The organism is Acetobacter senegalensis, from assembly GCF_001580995.1.
GTDB lineage: Bacteria > Pseudomonadota > Alphaproteobacteria > Acetobacterales > Acetobacteraceae > Acetobacter > Acetobacter senegalensis.
In genome coordinates, this window is sequence record NZ_LHZU01000138.1 from 63,482 (window position 1) to 85,404 (window position 21,923).

Genomic DNA, 21,923 nt, shown 5'->3' on the forward strand with positions numbered 1-21,923 from the left:
GTGAGTGTCTTAGTCGCCAGTTTGAGCAACCAAGAAGAGAGTTGCTAAACAAATTCATATGGGAGCGTAGATAAATTATTCCGTAACCGATATATGTTGTTTGACGTAATTAAAGGTGTTTGTCATCAAAAAAGCATCGGTTTTCAAACATGAAGTGCATTAAATGATCGTTATCATTGAGGTGTGGTGAGGGTCTCAGATGCAAAACAGAGATTTTCCTATTTAGATAATTTTGAAAAATAATGATAAAACAAGAGATATTTCGGGTTATGTGGGGTGATATAACGGCACGTACCAAGCGTGCTGTAGGCATAATCTGGTTGGGTAAAATATTTTTTGTGGCATAGGGAGGGCATGGTGATTGTAAAACCAGTCAACCTATGTCAGCTTCTATTCTCAGATCAAAACGGTCTATAAATTTACAAAAATATATGCTGGAGAAAGCAATGGTCGAAAAAGTTTTTTTGTGCCGTAACAGCGAGCTTAAAGAGAGCGCTATGCGCCAGGTGGCCGTTGCGGGAATAGATGCTTCGCTGGTGGTTTATAAGGTTAAGGGAAAGGTTTATGCGACAGACGCCCTTTGCACTCATGGTAAAGTAGCTCTTACGGAGGGTGATCTGGAAGGAACCACCATTTACTGCCCATTGCACGGTGGTGGTTTTGATGTGTGTACGGGCAACGCTGTTTCTCCGCCGTGTACTGTTCCGCTCAAAACATATTCTACCGTTGTTGAGGGAGATGATATTTTCGGTTTGTTGGAGCATTAATCTTCCCCATCTTATGTGGATTTAAGCTGCCATCTTTACGTCAAAAAAGAAAAATGGGTGCTTTTGGCCTTAGTTGAAAGCACCACCTTAATTTCAGATAAAAAACATTTACAATACAATACGTTAACCATGTTCCTTGTGGCATGCGGGCAAGCTTCACTCTGGTAAAATAAATGTTTCTTCCAAAAAATCCATTACGGTATTGATTCAATGTCAGAGACTCTGCTATAAAAGCGTTATGCAGTCTTAGTTAGACTGTAACAATATGCAATGGTTCGCTAGGGTTCCGACCTGTTTATGCAGGTGCCTGGTCCGAGAGCGAACGACCTCTGGTTGGGGTTACACGGCGGGACAAAAGCCCGGGAGACAGCACACTTTTTGTGTCGCGCTGCTCTGTTTGTTGTCGTGTTAACCGGAGGTCTTTAAAATGCATTTCTCTCCTTTTTCCTTGTTTATCAATGAGATAGGACTCTCGCTTACACAATCTTGTAGGCCTGAGTGTTCTGTTCCTGCTGCTGCGCGTGCTTGTTCACGCTGTTGCGCTTCCCACCCTCCAGGAGCTGAGAGTCTATAATGAAAAACGATATGTCGACGTTACGTCCGTGTCTTTACGAAGAATTTGTCCCGGGTGGGGGGCATACGTCTTTTATCCTTAAGCGTGGGCGTGTTTTGCGCATTAAAGATATAGAGGGCGGTGCAAATGTAAGTGCCACTTTTCTCAATGCAGATCAGAAAAGTGAGCGTTTTAACCTACCAGATACCCTAAAGGGGCAGCATACTGCAAAACTGACTGCCGGGCACTGTCTGTATTCTGATATGGGACGCGTTTTACTCGCTATATCAGAAGATAGCTGTGGCTGGCATGACTCTTTTGGCGGCGTACTGAACGCGCAGGAAGTAGAAGAAAAATACGGCCCTGGCCGCTATCAGGAACTGCGCAATAAATTCCACCGCAATGGGCACGATAACCTTCTTGTGGAGATGGGAAAATGGAACCTTAATATTCAAGACCTTCTGATGGTTGTTAATTTTTTCAGTAAAGTCATAGTTGATGAAACAGGTCAGTTTTCCTTTGTGGAGGGCAACTCTTCTGCGGGTGATTATATCGACTTGTACGCCCCGATGGATGTGCTGATTATTCTGACTGCGTTGCAGCACCCCATGGACCCTTCACCGCAGTACAACCCAAAGCCTATCTCTTTTTCAGTACATGATGTTGTAGAAGACGGTATTTCTTTTGGTTGTCACACCTCTCGGCCAGAAAATGGGCGCGCTTTTTTCAATACAGCTCTTTATTGCGTGTAAGGAAAACGGACATGAAATTAACGCCAAGTGCTCTGTCACCCGAAACAGCGTTTTTCCGCCATGTGATTCCCGCAGGTGAACCGTTTCTTTTTGAAGTAAAAGCTGGTCAAACACTGCGCCTTCTTGATCTGGAAGGTAATCAGGCCATAGATACTTTATTTTATAACGCTCAAGCGCCACGGGAGCGTTACGACCCCCAGCGTACAATACGGCGCCAGAACAGCGTTTACCTTACGTGTGGCACAGTGCTGTATTCCAATATGGGCAATCCTATGTTGACAATTGTGGCAGATACATGCGGTCGGCACGATACTTTGGGTGGCGCTTGCGCGCAGGAGAGTAATACCGTTCGCTATGCGCACGACCGCCGGTTTATGCATAGTTGCCGTGACAATTTCTTGTGTGCCTGTCTGCATGATGGCAGATTAGGCAAGCGTGATATTGGTGCCAATATCAACTTTTTCATGAACGTGCCCGTTACACCAGATGGTGGGCTTACGTTTGAAGATGGTATTTCCGCCGCCGGAAAATATGTTGAAATGCGCGCCGAACAAAATGTCATGGTTCTTATTTCTAATTGTCCGCAATTGAACAATCCCTGCAATGGGTGGAATCCCACACCGGCTGAAGTGCTGGTCTGGAATTAAAAGCGGCCACTTCGGCTGTTTTTAAGCGGGTTGTAGAACCAAGCCAGTCTTTTTCCCGTAGTGGGTAGCCACTTTCTTCTGAATGAAATTGTAATGTTTAAAAAATTACTCATAGCTAACCGTGGTGCCATTGCAGCCCGTATTGAGCGGACTTTACAAGACCTGCATGTTGGTTCGGTGGCTGTCTATTCAGAAGCAGACCTTGGAAGTCTTCATGTACGCAATGCAGATCAGGCTATTTCGCTTGGGGAAGGCGCTGCAGCTGAAACCTATCTGAAAACAGATAAAATTCTGGCAGCAGCCCGGCAGGCGGGTGCTCAGGCCATTCATCCTGGTTACGGGTTCTTGTCTGAAAATGCCGCTTTTGCTGAAGAGTGTGAGAGGCAAGGTTTTGCGTTTGTTGGTCCTACACCGGAGCAACTTCGTACTTTTGGTTTAAAACATACCGCGCGAGATCTGGCCGCCGCACAAGGCGTACCTATGTTACGTGGCACCCCTTTGCTCAATACAGCGCAAGACGCAACAGATGCCGCCACCCAGATCGGGTATCCGGTTATGCTCAAAAGTACGGCAGGCGGTGGCGGCATAGGCATGCGTGTCTGTTACTCTGAAGAGGAATTGATAGAGGCCTTTGATAAAGTTCGTCAGTTGGGCCTTAATAACTTCTCTGATGGAGGAGTGTTTATTGAAAAATACATTGAGCATGCACGACACCTCGAAGTTCAGATATTTGGTGATGGACAGGGTGAGGTTATTGCCCTTGGGGTGCGCGACTGTTCAATACAACGCAGAAACCAGAAAGTTATAGAAGAAACCCCGGCTCCCGGCCTGCCCGATGGCATAGCTGAAGCCTTGTGTGAAGCCGCAATTCGGCTGGGTAAAGCCACGCACTACCGCAGTGCGGGCACTGTAGAATTTGTTTATGATAGTGATGTCAAGCAGTTTTACTTTCTAGAAGTTAATACACGGCTGCAGGTTGAGCACGGCGTAACGGAGCAGGTCTGGGGTGTAGATCTGGTTCGGTGGATGGTTGAACTGGCGGCAGGCACACTGCCCCCGCTCAGCACGCTCATGGCTGGCTTAACGCCGCAAGGGCATGCCATTCAAGCCAGACTGTATGCTGAAGACCCCGGCCGTAATTTTCAGCCTTCTCCCGGCCTCGTTACGCATGTTCACTTTCCACCAGCAGACGGAAAAGCTCTGCGTATAGATACATGGATAGAAGCAGGCGCAGAAATTCCGGCTTTTTTTGACCCCATGGTAGCCAAGGTTATTGCGCATGATAGCACACGGCAATCAGCCCTTGCCCGGCTGGATGAAGCACTTGCCAAAACAGAGATTTACGGGGTTGAAACCAATTGTGCCTACCTTAGGCAAATTCTAGCCTATCAACCGTTTGTAGAAAGCAACCCATGGACAAGATGTCTTGAGGGCTTAACCTATAAAGCCAATACGTTTGAAGTTCTTGTCGCGGGCACACAAACCACCGTGCAAGATTTTCCCGGCAGGTTGGGGTACTGGGCTGTTGGAATTCCCCCCTCTGGCCCCATGGATAGCCGATCTTTCCAAATGGCTAACAGGCTTTTGGGCAATGCCGCAGGAACGGCCGGTCTTGAAATAACCATGAATGGCCCAACTCTGCGTTTTAACGCAGACGCTGTTGTTGCCATCGCCGGTGCCGAAATTGTTATTGAGCTTGATGGGCAGCCTTGCCCAATGAACACCGCGTTCCGTGTTTGTGCGGGGTCTGTTTTAAAGCTGGGTAGTATCGTCAGAAAAGGGGCGCGTAGTTATCTGGCCCTGCGCGGCGGTATTGTTGTGCCCTCTTATCTGGGCAGTTGCAGCACGTTTATTCTGGGTCAGTTTGGCGGGCATGCAGGGCGTGCGTTGCGTGTGGGTGATGTATTGCATCTCCCGCCATCACAGAGCCTAACAGATGGTGCTGTGCTGCCTGTATCGCTTGCACTAGCACTGCCCGATGTGCAGACCGTGCGTGTGATCTACGGCCCCCATGCCGCACCGGAATATTTCACGCCCGCCTATATGGAAACATTTTTCGCTACAGAGTGGGAAATCCATTTTAACTCCAGCCGCACGGGCATTCGTCTTATTGGCCCCAAGCCGGAATGGGTGCGTGAAAGTGGTGGAGAAGCAGGCCTTCACCCCTCCAATATTCATGACAATCCATATGCGATTGGGGCAGTCGATTTTACGGGAGACATGCCGGTTATTCTGGGGCCAGACGGCCCTAGCCTGGGTGGGTTTGTGTGTCCCGTAACCGTTATAAGCGCGGACCTATGGAAGCTGGGGCAGCTACGGGCAGGTGATCTGGTGCGCTTTGTGCCGGTTGACCTCCCCACGGCGCACAGCTTGGCCCGTTCGGGTGAAGCCGAAGTCCAGACACTGGAGGAGCAAAGCCCATCGTGGGAGCGCGCACAGCTTTCCTCCCCCATTGTCATGACCGAAGGGGAGGGCAGTACACGCCTTGTGGCCCGGCTCTCGGGTGATGCAAACCTTTTGCTTGAAATTGGCGATCCCGAACTTGATCTGACACTCAGGTTTAGGGCGCATGCGCTTATGCGCGCAATGGAGGCAGAAAATCTCAACGGCATTATTGACCTAACGCCAGGGATTCGCTCCTTACAGATCCATTATGCCTCCCATCTAATCACTTCTGGGCAGTTGCTCAGCATCATTAAGCAACTGTGGGCTGATGTTTTAAAAAAAACCAACCTACGTGTTCCGTCTCGTATTGTGCACCTCCCCCTCTCGTGGGATGACCCTGCTTGCCAGTTGGCCATTCGCAAATACATGACCACCGTGCGCAAAGATGCGCCATGGTGCCCAAGCAATTTAGAATTTATCCGCCGTATTAATGACCTTGGTAGCATTGATGACGTGTACAACATTGTCTTTAGCGCCAGCTACGTGGTCATGGGGCTGGGAGATGTCTATTTGGGCGCTCCAGTCGCAACGCCGCTAGACCCGCGTCATAGGTTGGTAACCACAAAATATAACCCGGCCCGCACCTGGACAGCAGAAAACTCGGTTGGCATCGGCGGGGCTTACCTGTGCGTTTACGGCATGGAAGGCCCGGGGGGCTATCAGTTTGTAGGCCGTACCTTGCAAATGTGGATGCGGTATCGCTTGCCAGAAGCGTTTCAGGGTAAATCTTGGCTCCTGCGCTTTTTTGACCAGGTCCGTTTCTATCCGGTTTCAGCTGAAGAGCTGGAAGTTATCCGCCGAGACTTTCCGTTGGGCCGTTATGATATCAAAATCGAACAAACAGAAATCGCTCTTTCAGATTATCATGCGTTTCTGGAGCAGCATCATGAGGCAATTTCCACGTTCCAAAAATGCCAGCAGGCCGCTTTTGATGCAGAGCGCCAACGCTGGATAGAAAATGGTACGGCTAATTTTGAAAGTAACGATGTAGCTCCAGAGGAAGGGGAGGATGTACCGCTAGCCAATGGCCTACAGGCCGTTGAAAGCAGCATTGCGGGCAACCTGTGGCAGGTACTTGTTAGCCTGAACGACAGAGTTGAAGTCGGCCAGGTTGTTGTTGTTCTGGAATCCATGAAAATGGAAATATCTCTTGTTGCACCCTGTTCTGGCGCAGTCATGGAAATTCGCGTTCAACCTGGCGCTCCTGTCAGATCCGGACAATGCGTCATTGTAATCAAGGAAGACTGAACTCATGACAAACAATTTTCCTAATTTACAGATTGATAGTCTTTCCGCAGCTTATACTCGCGGCGACATAACTCCGCGCGACCTTATGGCACAGTTGAAACGCCGTGCGACACAACTCAATGCAGAATTTAATCTATTCATACATATTCTAGATGAAGCGGAACTCGAGCCTTATTTGGAAAGACTTGAAAATCCGGCAGCCAAAACCAAACCGCTTTATGGTATCCCGTTTGTTATAAAAGATAATATTGACCTAAAAGGTGTTGCAACCACAGCCGCGTGCCCGGCTTTTGCCTATATGCCTAAGAAAAGTGCCACCATTGTTGAGCAGCTAATTGAATTAGGGGCTTTACCTGTAGGCAAAGCCAATCTGGATCAATTTGCAACAGGGCTTAACGGTACACGCTCCCCCTACGGTATCTGCAAAAACAGTGTTCTGCCGGAGTATCCTTCAGGCGGGTCAAGTGCGGGCTCTGCATTGGCGGTTGCGTTGGGTGTGGCCAGTTTCTCTTTGGGTACCGATACAGCCGGTAGTGGGCGTATTCCTGCTGCGTATAACAATCTGGTTGGCCTTAAGGCCAGTAAAGGACTTATTTCAACAGCCGGTGTTGTGCCCGCCTGTCGCACGCTTGATTGCACAACCCTTTTTACTGCTACGGCGGCAGAAGCCAGCCGTTTGCTGGGGTTGGTTGCCCGGCACGACCCGCGTGATGACTTTAGCCGCCACAACCCGGCATGGAACGATGCAACAGCCTTTGGCGATATTGAACCGGGTTTTCGGTTTGGTGTGCCAAAAGTAACAGAATTTTTTGGTGATGATGAAAGCGCAGCACTCTTTGCCGCCTCTATCGCTAAGCTCAAAAACATGGGCGGAACAGAAGTCTCCTTAGACTTTACTCCATTTTTGGAAGCCGCCCGTTTACTGTATGAAGGGCCATGGGTGGCAGAGCGTTACCTGGTTGCGGGTCCATTAATAACAAAAAATCCAGAAGCCGTTTTGCCTGTTATTCATGATGTCCTTGAAAAAGCACCGCATTATTCAGCGCTCGATCATTACAAGGCCTTATACCGGCTGCAACACCTAAAAATGGTGTGTGATGCCCTGATGGCTGACCTCGACTTTGTAATAACCCCGTCCATGCCGCACCCGGTTACCCTGAATGATTTGCACAGGGAACCTGTTGAGGCCAATTCAAAATTGGGCTGGTACACCAACTTCATGAACCTGCTGGACTACGCTGCTGTAGCCGTGCCTGCCAGTTTTATGACCACCGGCCTGCCATGGGGCATTACGCTGTTTGGGCGGGCGTTTACCGATCAGTACCTTCTGTCTGTTGCCAACAAATTCCAGCATACCACCAAGTTAGCGCTGGTGGGCGGCAACACACTGCCGGCTTCTGTGGGCAAAATGCGCCGGGCAAGTAATGACAGAGCCCGCGTTGTTGTTTGCGGTGCTCATCTGGAAGGTTTGCCGCTTAACTGGCAACTGCGTGAGCGGCAGGGGCGTTTGGTCTCTGCCACCACAACCTCTGCGCATTACCGCCTATATGCCTTGCCGGGTGGGCCGCCTATGCGTCCTGCCATGGTACGCGCTAGTGAAGGCGGGCAGGCCATTGAAGTAGAAGTGTGGGAAGTGCCCTCAGCAGAGCTCGGGTCTTTTTTAACCAACATTCCAGCCCCATTAGGCCTTGGTAAAGTAGAACTGGCGGATGGCTCATGGGAGACAGGCTTTGTCTGTGATGGCTACGCCCTTGCCGACGCACAGGAAATTACCAGTTGGGGGGGATGGCGTGCATGGCTGAAGTCACGCGCTCCATAAAGAGAGGCGGGTTCGGCTCCATTTTCAATGAAGTAAGGATCCATTGAATAGTCTTAAAATGGGTCTGCAATAGCCTTTATCATTAGCGTGGGGTGCTACGTTAGGTAAGCATTGTAATAGCGTGCATACAAGGCAGGTCATGGCATGAAGATAAGCAAAAACATGTGGGAGAAACAGCATTGGCCGCTTATTGCGCCAATGCTACTTACTGCGTGTTTTCTTGCTGCTGTTTTGTTTGGGGGCGTGTTTTGGTCTGGTGTGGTTTTGGGTCGAGGTTCTACACTCATCTGGTATAGTGTGAGTGTTATTCTTTGTCTCGGCCTGCAGGCTGGCGTTGGCGTATGGCAGTTGGTTCTACAAGAAAAACGCCACCGCACAGCAGAGGTAGAGGCGCAAAACTACCTCAATGCGTTAAAAGCGGAGCTTGATGAGAGCACCAGAGCGCAGACGGCCCTACGTAGAGCGCATGATGTCGCCCTTGCCGCTAATGAAGCAAAAACACGTTATCTGGTCTCTGTCAGTCATGATGTTCGCTCACCACTAAATACCATTTATGGCTACGCCCAACTGTTGGAGCGCGGCAACCCATTCCCTCCCAAAGAGGCCGGGGCTGTTATCCGTCAATCAACCGAGTATCTGACAAGCCTGGTCGAGGCCCTGCTTGAGGTTTCAAAAATAGAAAGCAAGCATGTAGAAGTCCAGTCAGACGTTGTTTCAATACGAGACTTGCTTGAACATGTTATCATGATGTTTCGGGTACAAGCACAAGCAAGAGGCCTTAAACTAGACGTCATTGTGCATGATCCATTACCAACCAGGATCAGGACAGATGAAAAACGGCTTCGCCAAATTCTCGTAAACCTCCTTTCAAACGCCATTAAATATACAGATGAAGGCTGCGTAACGCTTTCTGTCCATTATCGGAATGAGGTGGCACGGATTGAGGTGAGTGACACAGGGGCAGGCATTGGCCCAGATGATCTGGAGCGTGTGTTTGAACCTTTTGAACGTGGTTGCGATGCGCAAACCCAGGGCAAGCCCGGAATAGGACTTGGCCTAGCCATAACACGAGTGCTTACGCAGATGTTGGGAGGCGAGATCACAGTGGACAGTCATGTGGGTGTTGGGACCACATTTTGCCTCAGAATTATGCTGCCCATCGTTCATAACCTGTCCGATACAGCAGAACCCACGCCCTCTAAAGGTCAGATTGTAGGGTATAAAGGCAAGCCGCTTTCCGTGCTGGTGGTCGATCATGATGCGCTCCAGCGTGACTTTCTGGAAGCCTTGTTGGTGCCGCTAGGCTTTGTTGTGCATCAAGCGTATGACGGCCTTTCAGGCCTTCACGCCGTGACGCAATGCCACCCTGATATGGTGCTGCTGAGCGTGAAAATGCCCAGTGAAGATGATCTGGTAACGGCGGCTAAAATACGCTCAGAACACCCACGCAAACCAGCTATCATTATGGTTTCTGCCGGCAATGCCGAGTTAAGTGCAGATGCAGACAGAGCCACAGATTATGATGCTTTTGTTACAAAACCGGTTGATAGTAACACCTTACTCACCACCATTGGCCATGTACTACACCTTGAGTGGATTTACGTGAAAGATGATGAGGTGGAAATCGACATACCTGATTTTTCTAACGGTTATTTTTCGGATCTTTCATCGAAAATTCGGCAGTCTTTCCACAAAATTCGCCAAGCGTCAGAACTGGGGCATGTCCGAGGCGTAGAAAACGTGCTGAATTCACTCGCAATCGAAACGGAATCTGATAGAGTCTTTATTGCGATAATAAAACGGTATGTACGTGACTTTGACCTGGCAGCAATAACCAGAGCAATTAACGATGCCGAATTATGATCAACTGACAGAAAGAGCACAGCCATGTGTTCTGGTTGTCGATGATATGCCTCAGTCACTGCATTTTGTGACAGCTGCACTGGAGGAAGCAGGCATGACCGTGCTGATCGCTCGTGATGGTTTTGCGGCGCTTGACCTTCTTAAGAAGGTGGTGCCCAACATTATTATTATGGATGGGTTAATGCCGGGTCTAGATGGTTTTGAGGTTACGCGGCGGCTACGGGCCGATCCCACGTTTACCCATGTGCCGGTTATTTTTATGACAGGCCTGACCGAAACTGAGCACGTTGTGCAGGGCCTTAAAGCGGGTGGCGTTGATTATATTCGCAAGCCGGTTGATGTGAACGAACTGGTTGCACGTATACGTGTACATTTGCACAATGCCAGAACAGGGCAGGCTGTTACGCAGGCGCTCGATTTTGGGCACCGCCCAACAATTGGTGTCGATAATCAGGGCATCTTGTTGTGGCACACCCCACAGTCTGCTGTTGTGTTAACTAGTGCTTTTCCCGGTTGGGCCATTAATCAGCTCCTGCCAGAACCACTGCGTGCCGTCATCATCAACCTCCTCGAGCAGCACTCCCTCACGATGCGCCAAACAATAGAGGTTGCTGGTGGGGTTATAGAGTGTGTGTTGATGGGTACAATGGATGACAGCATAAATGCCGTATCGCTTTTATTAAAACGTCCAGGTGATGAGGAGCGTTTGCTTGAAACACGCCTTGGGCTTACGGTGCGTGAGGCACAAGTATTGCTCTGGATCAGCAAGGGGAAGTCTAACAGAGATGTGAGCATTATCTTGAACATCAGCCCACGCACAGTCAACAAACATCTTGAGCAGATCTTTGTTAAACTTGGTATTGAAAACAGAACATCAGCCGCAGCTATTGCTATGGCAACAATGAATAAGTGAGGCCGTCTCAATATTATAAAAATCTGTTAACTCACAAAATAGAATAAGTCTTTTTCCTTCACGTAACTACCACTTAAGGGAGTATAAAATAGATGCCGACATTGCCCGTCGCTCATAATGCCCCTTTGCGGGTAAAGAGCGTAGGAATATCAGTATGTTGCAAGAATAGGCTTTCATGATGCCGCATTTTCTTCTCAGCAACCTGAAGCAGGCTCGTAGCGCGCTTGAACAGGGCGACTTGCCGAAAGTACACTCTCTTGCCATGGCCGTCGTGGCGCAAGATGCGCGTTCAGCCACCGCATATTTCCTGCTTGGTGTTTGTGAAATAACGAGGGGAAACATACGGGCGGGAAAAGATCTTTTAGAAACATCTGTTGGTTTTGAACCCTCTGTGGAAGGTTGCGCCCAGCTGGCACGTGTTTTTTTACTATTGCGGCGCGACGCAGATGCCTTGGCTGCGTTGCAGGAGGCCGAATCTTGCCTAAACGCCGGCAAAAAATCTGATGCTATAACGCGCGACACAATAGGGTGTGCCTATTCTCGTTTAGGTATGCACACGGCATCTCTTGCACATTTTGAAGCGGCAACCCGTGGTGCGCCAAGCAATACAGCATTTTTGTATAATTGGGCAGTAGCTTTAAGCTTTGTTGGGCGTATAGATGAGGCCGATAAGGCTTTTGAGGCCCTTATAGCCCGTGCTCCAGATAATGCACGGGCTCACCACGGTTTAAGTGGGTTGCGGCGGCAAACTGCAGAGCGCAACCATGTGCCCCGTTTACGCGCAACACTGGCTCGGGCAGAAGATCCAGAAGCGCGGTTACTGCTGGGTTATGCGCTGTCAAAAGAACTCGAAGAAATTGGGCAGGCAAAGGAGTCTTTCCAGTTTTTGTTTGATGCCAACAAGGCACATAAAAAGCAGTTGGCGTATAGCATTGAGCAGGATGAAAAAATTTTTGATGCTATAGAACAAAACTGGCCGCTTTATGCTCAAGCACCCGTCAATAATGCGCCTGTAGAGGCCCCGATTTTTATTATCGGTATGCCAAGAACAGGTACAACCTTGGTGGATCGTATTATTTCCTCTCATCCAGATATGGTGAGCGCTGGTGAACTTCAGGCTTTTCCTATCGCAGTCAAAGCCGCCTCTGGTGTCAGAACCAGATTGGTCCTTGATGTTGAGACAATTGTGAAAGCCGCAGATAAAAACCTTGGCATGATAGGGCGCGACTATATTGCGCGTGCACGCTCACATTTGCCTGCACAAGGCATGCGGTTTAGCGACAAGTTTCCTGGCAACTTTATGTATGCGGGGCTTATCGCCAGAGCGCTGCCCTCTGCACGTATTATTTGCCTGCGCAGACATCCGATGGATACTGTTTTAAGTAATTTCAAAAACCTATTTGCTACAACATCACGTTATTACGATTACAGCTATAGCATAGAGGATATTGCCAGATATTACGTGCGTTTTGATAGATTAATGCGTTTTTGGCGGCAGGAAATGCAGGGTCGTATCTTAGAGGTTCAGTATGAAAATATTGTTCTAGATCAAGAAAACATCACGAGGAATATTCTCGAGCATTGCGGTTTAAGCTGGAACGATGCTTGCCTTTCTTTTCATAAGAACAGTGCCGCAGTGTCAACACCAAGTGCAGCTCAGGTGCGCCGTCCGCTCTACCGAGATGCTTTAGAGCGTTGGAAGCAGCATGAGGAAGCTTTGATGCCTGCACGCCGTATTTTGGAGCAGGCAGGAATTGCATTGTAGAGCACCATCCTTTTTCGACGTGTGTAAAAGTGGTGGTTTTTCATCCCGTTGTATCATTCTTCCTGCAAAATGTCTGGTACCGCTGGTGTCTGCATGATGCTTTTGTTCTTTTAGGCCTGCTCCCATGCTCAGTGTTTGTTATGATTGCTTGTCGAGGGTAAATTGATGTCATGTTCTCAAAAAATGTCTTCTGTTAAAGCTGTATCTGAGCTCTCTGGGGCGGAAGATCTTGCGCAGTTTGGCTATGGTCAGGAATTGCGCAGAGAATTAGGGCCATTTGCATCTTTTGCATCTGGTTTTTCATTTGTCTCTATTTTATCGACAATTTTTGAACTTTTTGCGACGGGTTATGGCTTTGGCGGTCCGCTTTTTTTCTGGACATGGCCGATCGTTTTTATCGGCCAGTTTTCTACCGCACTCTGCTTTGCAGAACTTGCTGCTTCTTATCCTGTGGCCGGAGCGGTATACCAATGGTCTCGGCGTTTATCCAATGAAAGCATAGGCTGGTCTGCGGGCTGGTTTATGCTGCTTGGCTATATTATGAGCGTGGCGGCCATTGCTATTGCCATGCAATCTGTGTTGCCAAGTGTCTGGATTGGCTTCCAGGTTCTTGGGGGTGATACAGCCTTGGGTTCGCCAACAGGTGCGGCCAATGCTGTTATTTTAGGAACAGTTGCCATTGTTATTTGCTCCGTAATCTCTTCTCTCGGGGTGCGGGCAGCAGCTACGGCAACAGCAATTGGTGTGTATTGTGAAATAATCGGTTTGATTATCCTGCTTGTTGTTTTGTTTACCCATACCAGTCGTGGCCCGTCTGTTGTGCTGGGTGGCGGGGTGCCATCACCTACATTCTGGAGTTTTTTGTCATCTACCTTAATGGCGGCCTATGTCATGTATGGGTTTGATAGCGCAGCAGAGCTCTCCGAAGAAACCAATGACCCACGGCGCACCACGCCCAAAGCTATTATTCAATGTCTTATGGTTTCATTTTTTGGCGGTGCTCTTATGGTCATGGGGGCTCTTATGGCCGCGCCGTCGTTAACAGACGGCAATTTGGCCAAAGATGGTGTTTCCTATGTTTTGGCCGCTGTAACAGGTGGTTTTGCAGGGCATGTACTGTTTGCAATGGTCGCAATTTCCATTCTCTCTGCCACCCTTGCCATTCAAAACGCGGCAGCAAGAGTTATGTTTTCGATGGCGCGCGATGGTGCGTTGCCTCTCTCTTCTTTTTTAACACGCGTGTCAGTCAGAACCGGAACACCTTGGGTTGCAACACTCGTGGTAACTGTACTGGCTATAGCATTGTTGTGGCTGTCTTACGGTGACCCCGCTATTTTTAGTGCTTTGTGTTCTGTTACGACTGTTACAATTTATTTTGCTTATTTGTTGGTTACCCTCCCTATGCTTATTTTACGCATCAAGGGTGTTAACCCTGTCTCAGGGGGGATGGAGTATTTTTATTTGGGACGGAGCAAAGGGCTTATCGTTAATTTTGTTGCTGTCGTTATTGGGGCTCTTTTACTTGTTAATGTGGCATGGCCAAGATTGTCAGTTTTTGATCCCGGCAATACCCATTGGTACCTGCATTATTTCCCGATTATTTTTATGGTCGTTGCGTCTATTTCTGGCTTTATTACGTATAAATATAAGAATAAATAAGCCGGGTTATTGTTCAAGCCCACGACCAGTAGCCAAAAAGATGTGGGCTTGGCGTTATAGTGGACTGGGTTCTGCGAGGCTCAGGAGCTGTTAATTCATTGAACTAATCTGGCTGTTGTGAGTCACAGTCTTGCTGATGGAGGTAAGCCTGTGAGTGATGTGCTTTGCTGTCTGAACGCCAGATGGAACGGATTGAGCCGTTTTTCCTCTGGCGCATGGTGTTCTGCGTATGGATGGCCGGCGTGTTCTGAACGGGATTGTTTCCGTGATCCGCAACGGCCTTCAGTGGAACGATGCGCCGCAAGCCTATAGCTCGCACTAGACCTTAGATAATCGCTTTATCTGCTGGAGCCGCCTGGGCGTTTTCGACTGGATTTTCACGGCTCTGACTGATCAGACTGGTCGTTCAAAGCGTCTGATGATAGATACAACACATCTCAAAGCACACAGAACGGCAGGCCCCTGCTTAAAAAGGGCTTTTCGCCCCCATATCGGGCGCACAAAAGGCGACCTGAATTTAAAGCTCCATGGCGTGTGTGATGGTGAAGGCAAGCCTGTCCGGCCTTCGTCTGACAGTAGGGCAAGTCAGTGACTTCAGGGGCGCAGACGTGCTGCTGAACAACCTTCCGGATGAGACATCAGAAATCATCGGGTCCGGGGATACGACGGTAACAAGATCAGGCAGTCTCTCGCGGGCCGGAATATCATTGCCTGTACCGCGCGGAAGAAGAACCGGAAATCAAAGGCACCTTACAACTGGCATCTGTATAAAAAGCGCCACCTTATCGAAAACATGTTCGCGAAACACAAGGGCTGGCGACATATCGCCACCAGATATGACTGCTGCGCTCATGCATTCATGTCCGCAATCCATATCGCGGCAAGCTTCATCTTCTACCTCCAAGAATGAGGCCTGAGCCTAATAGACGTTGTTCTTGAGGTGAGCATTTAGAGGAATAGGGAGATCATGGATATTTACAGTTCCAGCTATGAATAGAAGAGAATTGTACTTTTCTCTTGTCGTATCTTGCAATTCAGCAAGAGGGCTGCGGCCTGCGCAAAATCATGAAGTTTTAACAGGCTGAAGCTGCCAGAAAGGCGGCGTTGTGCAAGAGCCGGGCTGGCAATCAGGCATTGAACATCGGAATACCGATTAAATTCATTCACGGCTTCGGTCAGGGTGTAGTTATTCATAATAATCTGGCCGTTACGCCATGCCTTGCGTATAAAAGCATCATCATCAGGCAGTGTTTGCTTGCTGACGAGAACGGGAGAACTCTTGGAGCCCTGAGAAAAGAGAAGAATATTAGGAGACGTAAACTTTAGAGATTTATCGGGGCTTTTCCAATTAAGAGCGCCTGAATAAAGTGCGACAATTACGTTAGCTCCCTGCACGGAGATATCAAAGTCTGCCTTTTTGCTTCCAAGCCACATTGTTCCCACCGTGACATGCAAAGGGTGGCGTTGAATTTGCAGGCCGATGCGGCCATCAGCAATCAGAATGGCGTCATGGTGTTGGGTGGAAGAAAAATATGCGCCCGAACGCGCATCCACAGTAATCTGGTTGCCATGCCATTCATAACGCTGCGGCGCTTGCCGGCCTCGATGGCGCAGAGAAAAATGTTCCGTTATGGCTTTGGGAGCAACAAGCGCCGCTACTCCGGCAGCGCAGGCCGCTGTCAGAAAATGCCGCCGTGCGAGAGGCGGGGAAGGTGCGGGAACAGGTGCGGCGGCTATGTGTCGGCCAGAGCGATAGTCAAGCGCATGGTAGATGCTTTTGGCCTGAACAAAGGCCCCCAGATTGCGCGTGTCAGCCTGAAGCCAGTCATCCAGTTGTTTTTGTTCATCAGGCAGCAGCGCGCGCGCATCTGTTAATGCTACCCAATGGGCAGCATCTTCTTTCCGCCGTTGTCCATCCGTTTGAGAGGTGGTGGAGTACACAAGCAAATCTCGTCTGGTTGCCAGACATGTTTTCCGTCAACGGGAAACCGATGTCCATCCCTGATTAAAGGGAGTCTGATGATATGTCTGTCTTGTTATAGAGTATGAACCGGAAAATTTTATTTGGAACGCTTACCGGCTTCTATCAGTTTCTGAAGTCCACGCCCTATATGCCGTTCAACGGCGCGGCGGGAAATGCCTAATGACTGCGCAATGTAATCATGGCTGTGATTATAGATTTTTCTGAGGATGAAGACATCCTTGCAGGGGCTGGGTAATGTCATCATTTGTTCGCGCAGCCAGTCGAGCTGTTGGCGGGCTGCCAGGTTCTGCTCCGGGTTGGGGCGGTCATCTGCAACATTGCAGGCTTCAAGGCCGAGATCTGCATCCAGATAGCGTATTTTCGATTTTCTGGCATATTCTATCACAAGGTTTCTGGCGCATGAAAAGAAAAAAGCCCGGCCATTCTGAATGTCCTGAAATGGCGCGGCGCAAAACCGTGCATAACATTCCTGAATAATATCATCCTCGGTAACGCCGGGCAGGAGGGTGCGGGAAAGCCATTGTCGCACTGCGTTTTCATGCGGCATCACATCCTGCGCAATCCACGCCAGATGATCCGTATCCGGCAGCGGAGAAGATGGTTTTGCCGCAGTTTCTTCCGGTGGTGTCGCACGTCGTTTCATAGGTGGCTCAACGAGCATGAACGGATCTCGCAACAGGGGGATAGGGCGGGATGCGTTCATCTACACTGCGCCTGTGTGCAAGCGCAAGAATACGCAGAGTGGGGGATGTTTCCGTTAAGTTGTTGTTATAACAATATTTATTTTGACCACCTGAGACTGACACAAAACCTTAACATAATTCCGGCACGGAAAGAGGGGGGAAGGCGGTGTGCGGTCTCGTCTTAAGGGGTAAGTTTCTTACTGTGTCCGAAGGTAATCTTTCCCCATGCGTTCAGTTAAAGCGATAGGTGCGCTTACTCTGCTTTCTTCTACCGTGTCATGGAGTGCAGCGCTGGGCGCAACACACATGTTCAATATCCCGGCAAGCACCGTGCCCGAGGCCCTGGCGGCGTTTCAAAAGCAGTCCGGTGTGGGTGTGATTGCAAAAGGTGCGGATGTTCAGAAAATTCATGTTTCGCCAGTGCATGGCATGATGGATGATCAAGCTGCTCTTCAGAAATTGCTCGCCCAAACACCTTTGCAGGTGCAGACATTGGGGAAAAGCTCGACGCTGGTGGTCAGCAGGAAACCCGCTCCGCATGTCCGGAAATCGGGGATCAATGACATGGAAGGACTGTTTGTTGTCGGGCACCGAAAAAGCCAGACAGAGAAACGTACTTCAAATATTGTCATGGACACGGTGCCTTATGATCCCTTTGAAAATCTGGGCGGAAATTCCTCAATTGCGTCTTCTCTTGTCTTGCTGCCGGGGGTTACGGGCATCGTGGATGGGGACGAGCCGCGCTATGTGAGTTTGCGCGGCATCAGCCCGGATCTGAACCATACCACTATTGACGGTGTAACGCTTGCCTCGGTCGGGGAAACGGGATCAGGCACCCGGCGTGTCAATTTGCAGGATATTCCAGCAGAAATGACCTCTCGCACCAATGTCTATAAAAGCTTCACTGCTGAGCAGGATGCGGACGCCATTGGCGGCGTGATCGACATGATTCCCATGAGCGCCTTTGATCATAAGGGTCTTTACAAATATTTTGACGGATATGGCATTTATTCAAGTTATCGTGGTTCTGTAGGGCATAATGGCCTGAAGGGGTATGATCCCCACATGGGGGCGGGCGCAAAGGGAACTATTTCCGATACATTCGGTAAAGATCACCAGTTTGGCATTATTCTTTCCAGCCGTTATCAGGCACGTGTGCGGAACTCCCAGAAACAGTATGGCAATATGGGATATACGGACTCATCCGGTAAGGTGATGACCAACCCGGAAGATGGTGACTGGAATGACCGCACAGCACCCATCAGCTTTCAGTCTGGCAAGTTTGCCAACGCCATTACAACTGTTGGTGGATCTGGCAAGCTGGAATGGCGGCCCACTGGCACCAATCTCTATGCCTCCGTTATGGGCTGGTCTTATGACAGATGGGAACATTCTGTTATGGATAAGCAGGATTACAATCTGACCGGCACTGTTTCTGATCAGACAGATGAAGGCGGAACACGCAAGGTCAACAGCATTTATATCCGGCGGCGTCAGGACCAGTGGGATCGGCATCATAGTGGCGTGATCGGCCATGTTGACTGGCACAGAGGGCGCTCAAACCTTGTGGCTCGTGCCGGTTATACATGGGAGACCTATGATAACGTATCCACGTATCTTGCGGGGCGCACGTATCCTAAAAATGTTTATGCCAATTATGATCACAACCCTGCTGATGGCAGCGTGTATCTGCTGCGCTCATTAACAGACCCTTCAATCGCCTCTTCTTCAAAATATGCGCTGAGTACAGCCTCTGTAACGCGTCCGCATGCGTGGGAAGGGATTCCCACAGCCCGTCTTGATTATACGTTCAATGCGTCACCGACCTCCCGCGGGTTTGGTCTTGTTTCCGGCTTTCAATGGCGGGAACTGACAATTACCAATGATGTGAACGAAGATGAATATGGCACCGGCAGTGACATGACCGGCCAGATTGATCATACAAATTATGTCGCGTGGAAGGATAGAACACCGGCCTCCTTCATAGGGGTAAACGGGTATCACTATCCCTGGTCAAGCCTGAAAAAGAATGCAGCGCAAAGCCTTTATGATTCCCGTGTTTCAGACTACAAATATCGTGAAAACATAGTGGATGGGTACCTCTCCCTTCATTACCAGTTGAAAAACACGACGTTTATTGCCGGTGTGCGGGTGGATAATGTCAATTATTCCTCATGGACACCCACAATTTCCAACGGAACGGCCTCCGCCGGGAAAAGCAAAACGAACGGTTCCTATATCAATCCGTTACCATCCTTTGATGTGGTGCATCATCTGCCATATCAGATGAACCTGCATGCGTCTTACAGCCGTACAATCGGGCGGCCTACGCCGGGGAATATTGCACAGGCTGCCAATATTTCCTGTGATGGAGACGGCGGAGATGGTGGTGGCGTAGCCGAGTGCAGCATTACTCAGGGGAACCCCAACCTCAAACCGCGTCGTTCCCATAACTTCGATATTTCTCTGGATAAATGGTTCAACCATAATCAGGGTATGTTCAGTGTCGCCTTTTTCAGTAAATGGATTCAGGACGACATTTACACCATGCGCACCACGGAAGTGATTGATAATACGCTTTATGATGTGCGCAAGCCCATGAACGCCAGCAGTTCAAACATCAAGGGCGTTGAAGTGTCTCTTCTGAACCGGAACATGAAGCTCTGGGGCCAGTATTTTGATGCTTCGGCCAATGCCACATGGCTTGGTGGCAGCATGAATTATTCTAATGGCACAACCATGTTGCGCAGCCACCATCTGATCTATCAGCCGGATGTTCTGGTCAATGGTGCGCTGACATGGCACATCCCCCAGATTGAAGGGGGCCTGCGGGCGACGGCCAATTATTCTGGAAGATATCTGACATCTTTGGGCGCTACGCCTAACCAGAATACGGGTTTTGGATCTCTGTTCACCTTGAATCTGGCTTTCTGGCATCAGGTCTACAAAGGCATCAGCTTCAAGTATGAGGTCATGAATCTGGCAAACCAGCAGCCTAAATGGCTTATCGGGGACAAGCTGCAATATACCAATCAGATGGATAATTATGGGCGGGGTGTTTATTTCCACGTGATTATTCACTGATTTTTCCGGTGTAGTGCGGGCAGTTTGCGGTCTGGCGAGAGAGTTTGTCTCGCCAGACTGTTCTGTTTTCAGGCGTTGTTTCAGGAGGGAAGAAAAATGTCGGTCAGTCGTCGGTCGCTTTTATTAGGGGGTATGGCAGGATTTGCCGGAAGCAGCTTCATGCTGCGGCAGGCATTTGCAGCAGAACAGGCCCCGCGCAATATTGAAAAAAATCCGAAATTTGTGTCAACGCCCTTTACCTTGGGCGTGGCCTCGGGTGACCCGGAAGCAGATGGGTTTGTAATCTGGACCCGTCTTGCCCCCACGCCGCTTGAAGAAGCTGGTGGAATGGTTTTGAAACCTATGTGGGTGAACTGGGAAGTTTCGGAAGACGAGCATATGTCTCGCATAGTGGCGCGAGGGCAGGCGTTAGCGCATCCGGAACTGGCGCATTCTGTGCATGTTGAGGTGGCCGGATTGAAGGCAGCGCGCCCCTATTGGTATCGTTTCCGCGTTGCGGATTACCAAAGCGCGCTAGGGCGCGCGCAAACGCTGCCTGCGGCTGGAGCATCTGTAGAGAGAGTCCGTTTTGCCGTTGCCGGATGCCAGCATTATGAAGAAGGACATTACACAGCCTGGCGCGCCATTGCGCAGGAACCTGTTGATTTTGTCTATCACTATGGCGATTACATTTACGAGGGCGCGGATAGCGGGCCCGGATACCGTAAAATCAACGGCCAGCCCTTCAAGGTACTGCGCAGGCATATGGGGCCGGAATGTTATTCGTTAGATGAATATCGCCGCCGTTATGCTCAATATAAAACTGATCCGGATCTTCAGGCGGCGCATGCTGCGACATCATGGTTTGTGAGCTTTGACGATCATGAAGTAGATAATAACTGGGCAGGCGATACGGATCAGGACGGCACGCCGGAGGAGGTATTCCTGTTTCGTCGGGCCGTTGCCATGCAGGCCTATTATGAACATATGCCATTGCGGCGCAGGTCTTTGCCAAATGGCAGCCATATGCAGATCTACAGAACTGCACGGTATGGTGATTTGCTGAACGTTTTTGTGCTTGATACGCGGCAATACCGGAGCGATCAGGTTTACGGTGACAAAGATGGTCCGCAGGGGAAAGATGTGTGGGCCGCAAACCGTAGCATGATGGGGCAGACGCAGGAGCAGTGGCTGTTCAACGGGTTGGCGCAGTCCGATACACGGTGGAACCTGTTGGCGCATCAGGTCATGATGCTGAATCTGGCACATCGTAAATCGGCCAGTTCCCCGCTTCTTTACAGTATGGATCAATGGTCAGGCTATCTTTATAGCCGTAAACGCCTGCTTGAGTTTGTTCAGGCTCATTGTCCGGGCAACGTGGTGAACGTGACGGGGGATGCACACCGACACTTTGCTGGGGATCTGCTGGTCAATCCGGACGACAAACAGCCTGCTTCTGTGGAGTTTCTGGCAACGTCTATTACATCAGGCTCAGATGGTGTGGGCGATGATGATGCTTTCAGCCAGTCGGTTCGGCACGAAAACCCTTGGCTGAAAGCCACAACAGATAAACGCGGTTACGTTCTGTGTGATGTTGGCCGTGACCAGTGGAGAGGAGATCTGAAAATAGTCGATCAGGTCATGCAGCCTAACGGGGTGACGTCCACCTATGCCAGCTTTGTCACGGAAAGAGGGCATCCGGGTTTGCAGAAAGCGTAGAGACTGGTTGGGTTTATCAAAGCCCATTTTTGAAGAGGAAGGC

At 49.7% G+C, this 21,923-nt stretch carries 13 protein-coding genes, 1 pseudogene and 1 riboswitch; of the genes and pseudogenes, 12 read left to right on the forward strand and 2 right to left on the reverse strand.

Annotated elements, in window-relative coordinates:
• Window positions 1-446 precede the first annotated feature (446 nt).
• The 10 genes and pseudogenes from AD948_RS11880 to AD948_RS17840 all read left to right on the forward strand — a co-directional run bounded on the left by AD948_RS11880 (window position 447) and on the right by AD948_RS17840 (window position 15,341).
• Window positions 447-767 (forward strand): non-heme iron oxygenase ferredoxin subunit, encoded by a 321-nt coding sequence (locus AD948_RS11880; protein ID WP_061472170.1) that lies wholly within the window; start codon window positions 447-449, stop codon window positions 765-767.
• A 267-nt stretch (window positions 768-1,034) separates the two neighbouring features.
• Window positions 1,035-1,135: riboswitch (guanidine-I (ykkC/yxkD leader) on the forward strand.
• A gap of 205 nt (window positions 1,136-1,340) precedes the next feature.
• Entirely contained in the window at window positions 1,341-2,072 is a 732-nt protein-coding gene (locus tag AD948_RS11885; protein ID WP_211264480.1) for an urea amidolyase associated protein UAAP1, read from the forward strand.
• 11 nt (window positions 2,073-2,083) lie between these two features.
• Window positions 2,084-2,719 (forward strand): urea amidolyase associated protein UAAP2, encoded by a 636-nt coding sequence (locus tag AD948_RS11890; RefSeq protein ID WP_035378575.1) that lies wholly within the window; start codon window positions 2,084-2,086, stop codon window positions 2,717-2,719.
• A gap of 93 nt (window positions 2,720-2,812) precedes the next feature.
• The gene (uca, locus tag AD948_RS11895) at window positions 2,813-6,412 is read left to right on the forward strand and encodes an urea carboxylase (RefSeq protein ID WP_061472151.1); all 3,600 of its coding nucleotides are present in this window, start codon (window positions 2,813-2,815) and stop codon (window positions 6,410-6,412) included.
• Between the two features lie 4 nt (window positions 6,413-6,416).
• Window positions 6,417-8,231, forward strand: a complete 1,815-nt coding sequence (atzF, locus tag AD948_RS11900; RefSeq protein ID WP_061472152.1) for an allophanate hydrolase — start codon at window positions 6,417-6,419, stop codon at window positions 8,229-8,231.
• Window positions 8,232-8,375: 144 nt separating this feature from the next.
• Window positions 8,376-10,094 (forward strand): ATP-binding response regulator, encoded by a 1,719-nt coding sequence (locus AD948_RS11905; RefSeq protein ID WP_061472153.1) that lies wholly within the window; start codon window positions 8,376-8,378, stop codon window positions 10,092-10,094.
• Window positions 10,081-11,007 (forward strand): response regulator transcription factor, encoded by a 927-nt coding sequence (locus tag AD948_RS11910; RefSeq protein WP_061472154.1) that lies wholly within the window; start codon window positions 10,081-10,083, stop codon window positions 11,005-11,007. Before AD948_RS11905 ends, AD948_RS11910 begins: the two co-directional genes overlap by 14 nt.
• A 175-nt stretch (window positions 11,008-11,182) precedes the next feature.
• Window positions 11,183-12,772 carry a tetratricopeptide repeat-containing sulfotransferase family protein gene (locus AD948_RS11915; protein WP_211264481.1) on the forward strand — a complete coding sequence of 530 codons (1,590 nt, stop codon included), beginning with the start codon at window positions 11,183-11,185 and terminating at the stop codon, window positions 12,770-12,772.
• Between the two features lie 183 nt (window positions 12,773-12,955).
• Window positions 12,956-14,431, forward strand: a complete 1,476-nt coding sequence (locus AD948_RS11920) for an amino acid permease (protein ID WP_248846010.1) — start codon at window positions 12,956-12,958, stop codon at window positions 14,429-14,431.
• 182 nt (window positions 14,432-14,613) lie between these two features.
• A pseudogene (locus tag AD948_RS17840) lies at window positions 14,614-15,341 on the forward strand (IS5 family transposase).
• A gap of 77 nt (window positions 15,342-15,418) precedes the next feature.
• On the opposite strand, the gene AD948_RS11925 reads toward AD948_RS17840, so the two are convergent.
• A complete protein-coding gene (locus AD948_RS11925) occupies window positions 15,419-16,372 on the reverse strand; it encodes a FecR family protein (protein ID WP_156479014.1) in 954 nt (317 codons plus the stop codon).
• A gap of 119 nt (window positions 16,373-16,491) precedes the next feature.
• The gene (locus tag AD948_RS11930) at window positions 16,492-17,118 is read right to left on the reverse strand and encodes a sigma-70 family RNA polymerase sigma factor (protein WP_006559963.1); all 627 of its coding nucleotides are present in this window, start codon (window positions 17,116-17,118) and stop codon (window positions 16,492-16,494) included.
• Window positions 17,119-17,323: 205 nt separating this feature from the next.
• Here AD948_RS11930 and AD948_RS11935 point away from each other — a divergent pair, with 205 nt between their 5' ends.
• Together AD948_RS11935 and AD948_RS11940 are read left to right on the forward strand one after the other, a co-directional pair.
• The gene (locus AD948_RS11935) at window positions 17,324-20,182 is read left to right on the forward strand and encodes a TonB-dependent receptor (protein ID WP_237933201.1); all 2,859 of its coding nucleotides are present in this window, start codon (window positions 17,324-17,326) and stop codon (window positions 20,180-20,182) included.
• A 96-nt stretch (window positions 20,183-20,278) separates the two neighbouring features.
• Window positions 20,279-21,880 carry an alkaline phosphatase D family protein gene (locus AD948_RS11940; protein ID WP_061472157.1) on the forward strand — a complete coding sequence of 534 codons (1,602 nt, stop codon included), beginning with the start codon at window positions 20,279-20,281 and terminating at the stop codon, window positions 21,878-21,880.
• Window positions 21,881-21,923: the final 43 nt, after the last annotated feature.

Bases quoted from the DNA above. Each gene is read 5' to 3' on its own strand.
- AD948_RS11920 (WP_248846010.1), top strand. From the start codon at position 12,956: ATGTCTTCTGTTAAAGCTGTATCTGAGCTCTCTGGGGCGGAAGATCTT.
- AD948_RS11915 (WP_211264481.1), top strand. From the start codon at position 11,183: ATGATGCCGCATTTTCTTCTCAGCAACCTGAAGCAGGCTCGTAGCGCG.
- AD948_RS11910 (WP_061472154.1), top strand. From the start codon at position 10,081: ATGCCGAATTATGATCAACTGACAGAAAGAGCACAGCCATGTGTTCTG.
- AD948_RS11940 (WP_061472157.1), top strand. From the start codon at position 20,279: ATGTCGGTCAGTCGTCGGTCGCTTTTATTAGGGGGTATGGCAGGATTT.
- uca (WP_061472151.1), top strand. From the start codon at position 2,813: ATGTTTAAAAAATTACTCATAGCTAACCGTGGTGCCATTGCAGCCCGT.
- AD948_RS11935 (WP_237933201.1), top strand. From the start codon at position 17,324: ATGCGTTCAGTTAAAGCGATAGGTGCGCTTACTCTGCTTTCTTCTACC.
- AD948_RS11885 (WP_211264480.1), top strand. From the start codon at position 1,341: ATGAAAAACGATATGTCGACGTTACGTCCGTGTCTTTACGAAGAATTT.
- AD948_RS11905 (WP_061472153.1), top strand. From the start codon at position 8,376: ATGAAGATAAGCAAAAACATGTGGGAGAAACAGCATTGGCCGCTTATT.
- AD948_RS11930 (WP_006559963.1), bottom strand. From the start codon at position 17,118: ATGAACGCATCCCGCCCTATCCCCCTGTTGCGAGATCCGTTCATGCTC.
- atzF (WP_061472152.1), top strand. From the start codon at position 6,417: ATGACAAACAATTTTCCTAATTTACAGATTGATAGTCTTTCCGCAGCT.
- AD948_RS11880 (WP_061472170.1), top strand. From the start codon at position 447: ATGGTCGAAAAAGTTTTTTTGTGCCGTAACAGCGAGCTTAAAGAGAGC.
- AD948_RS11890 (WP_035378575.1), top strand. From the start codon at position 2,084: ATGAAATTAACGCCAAGTGCTCTGTCACCCGAAACAGCGTTTTTCCGC.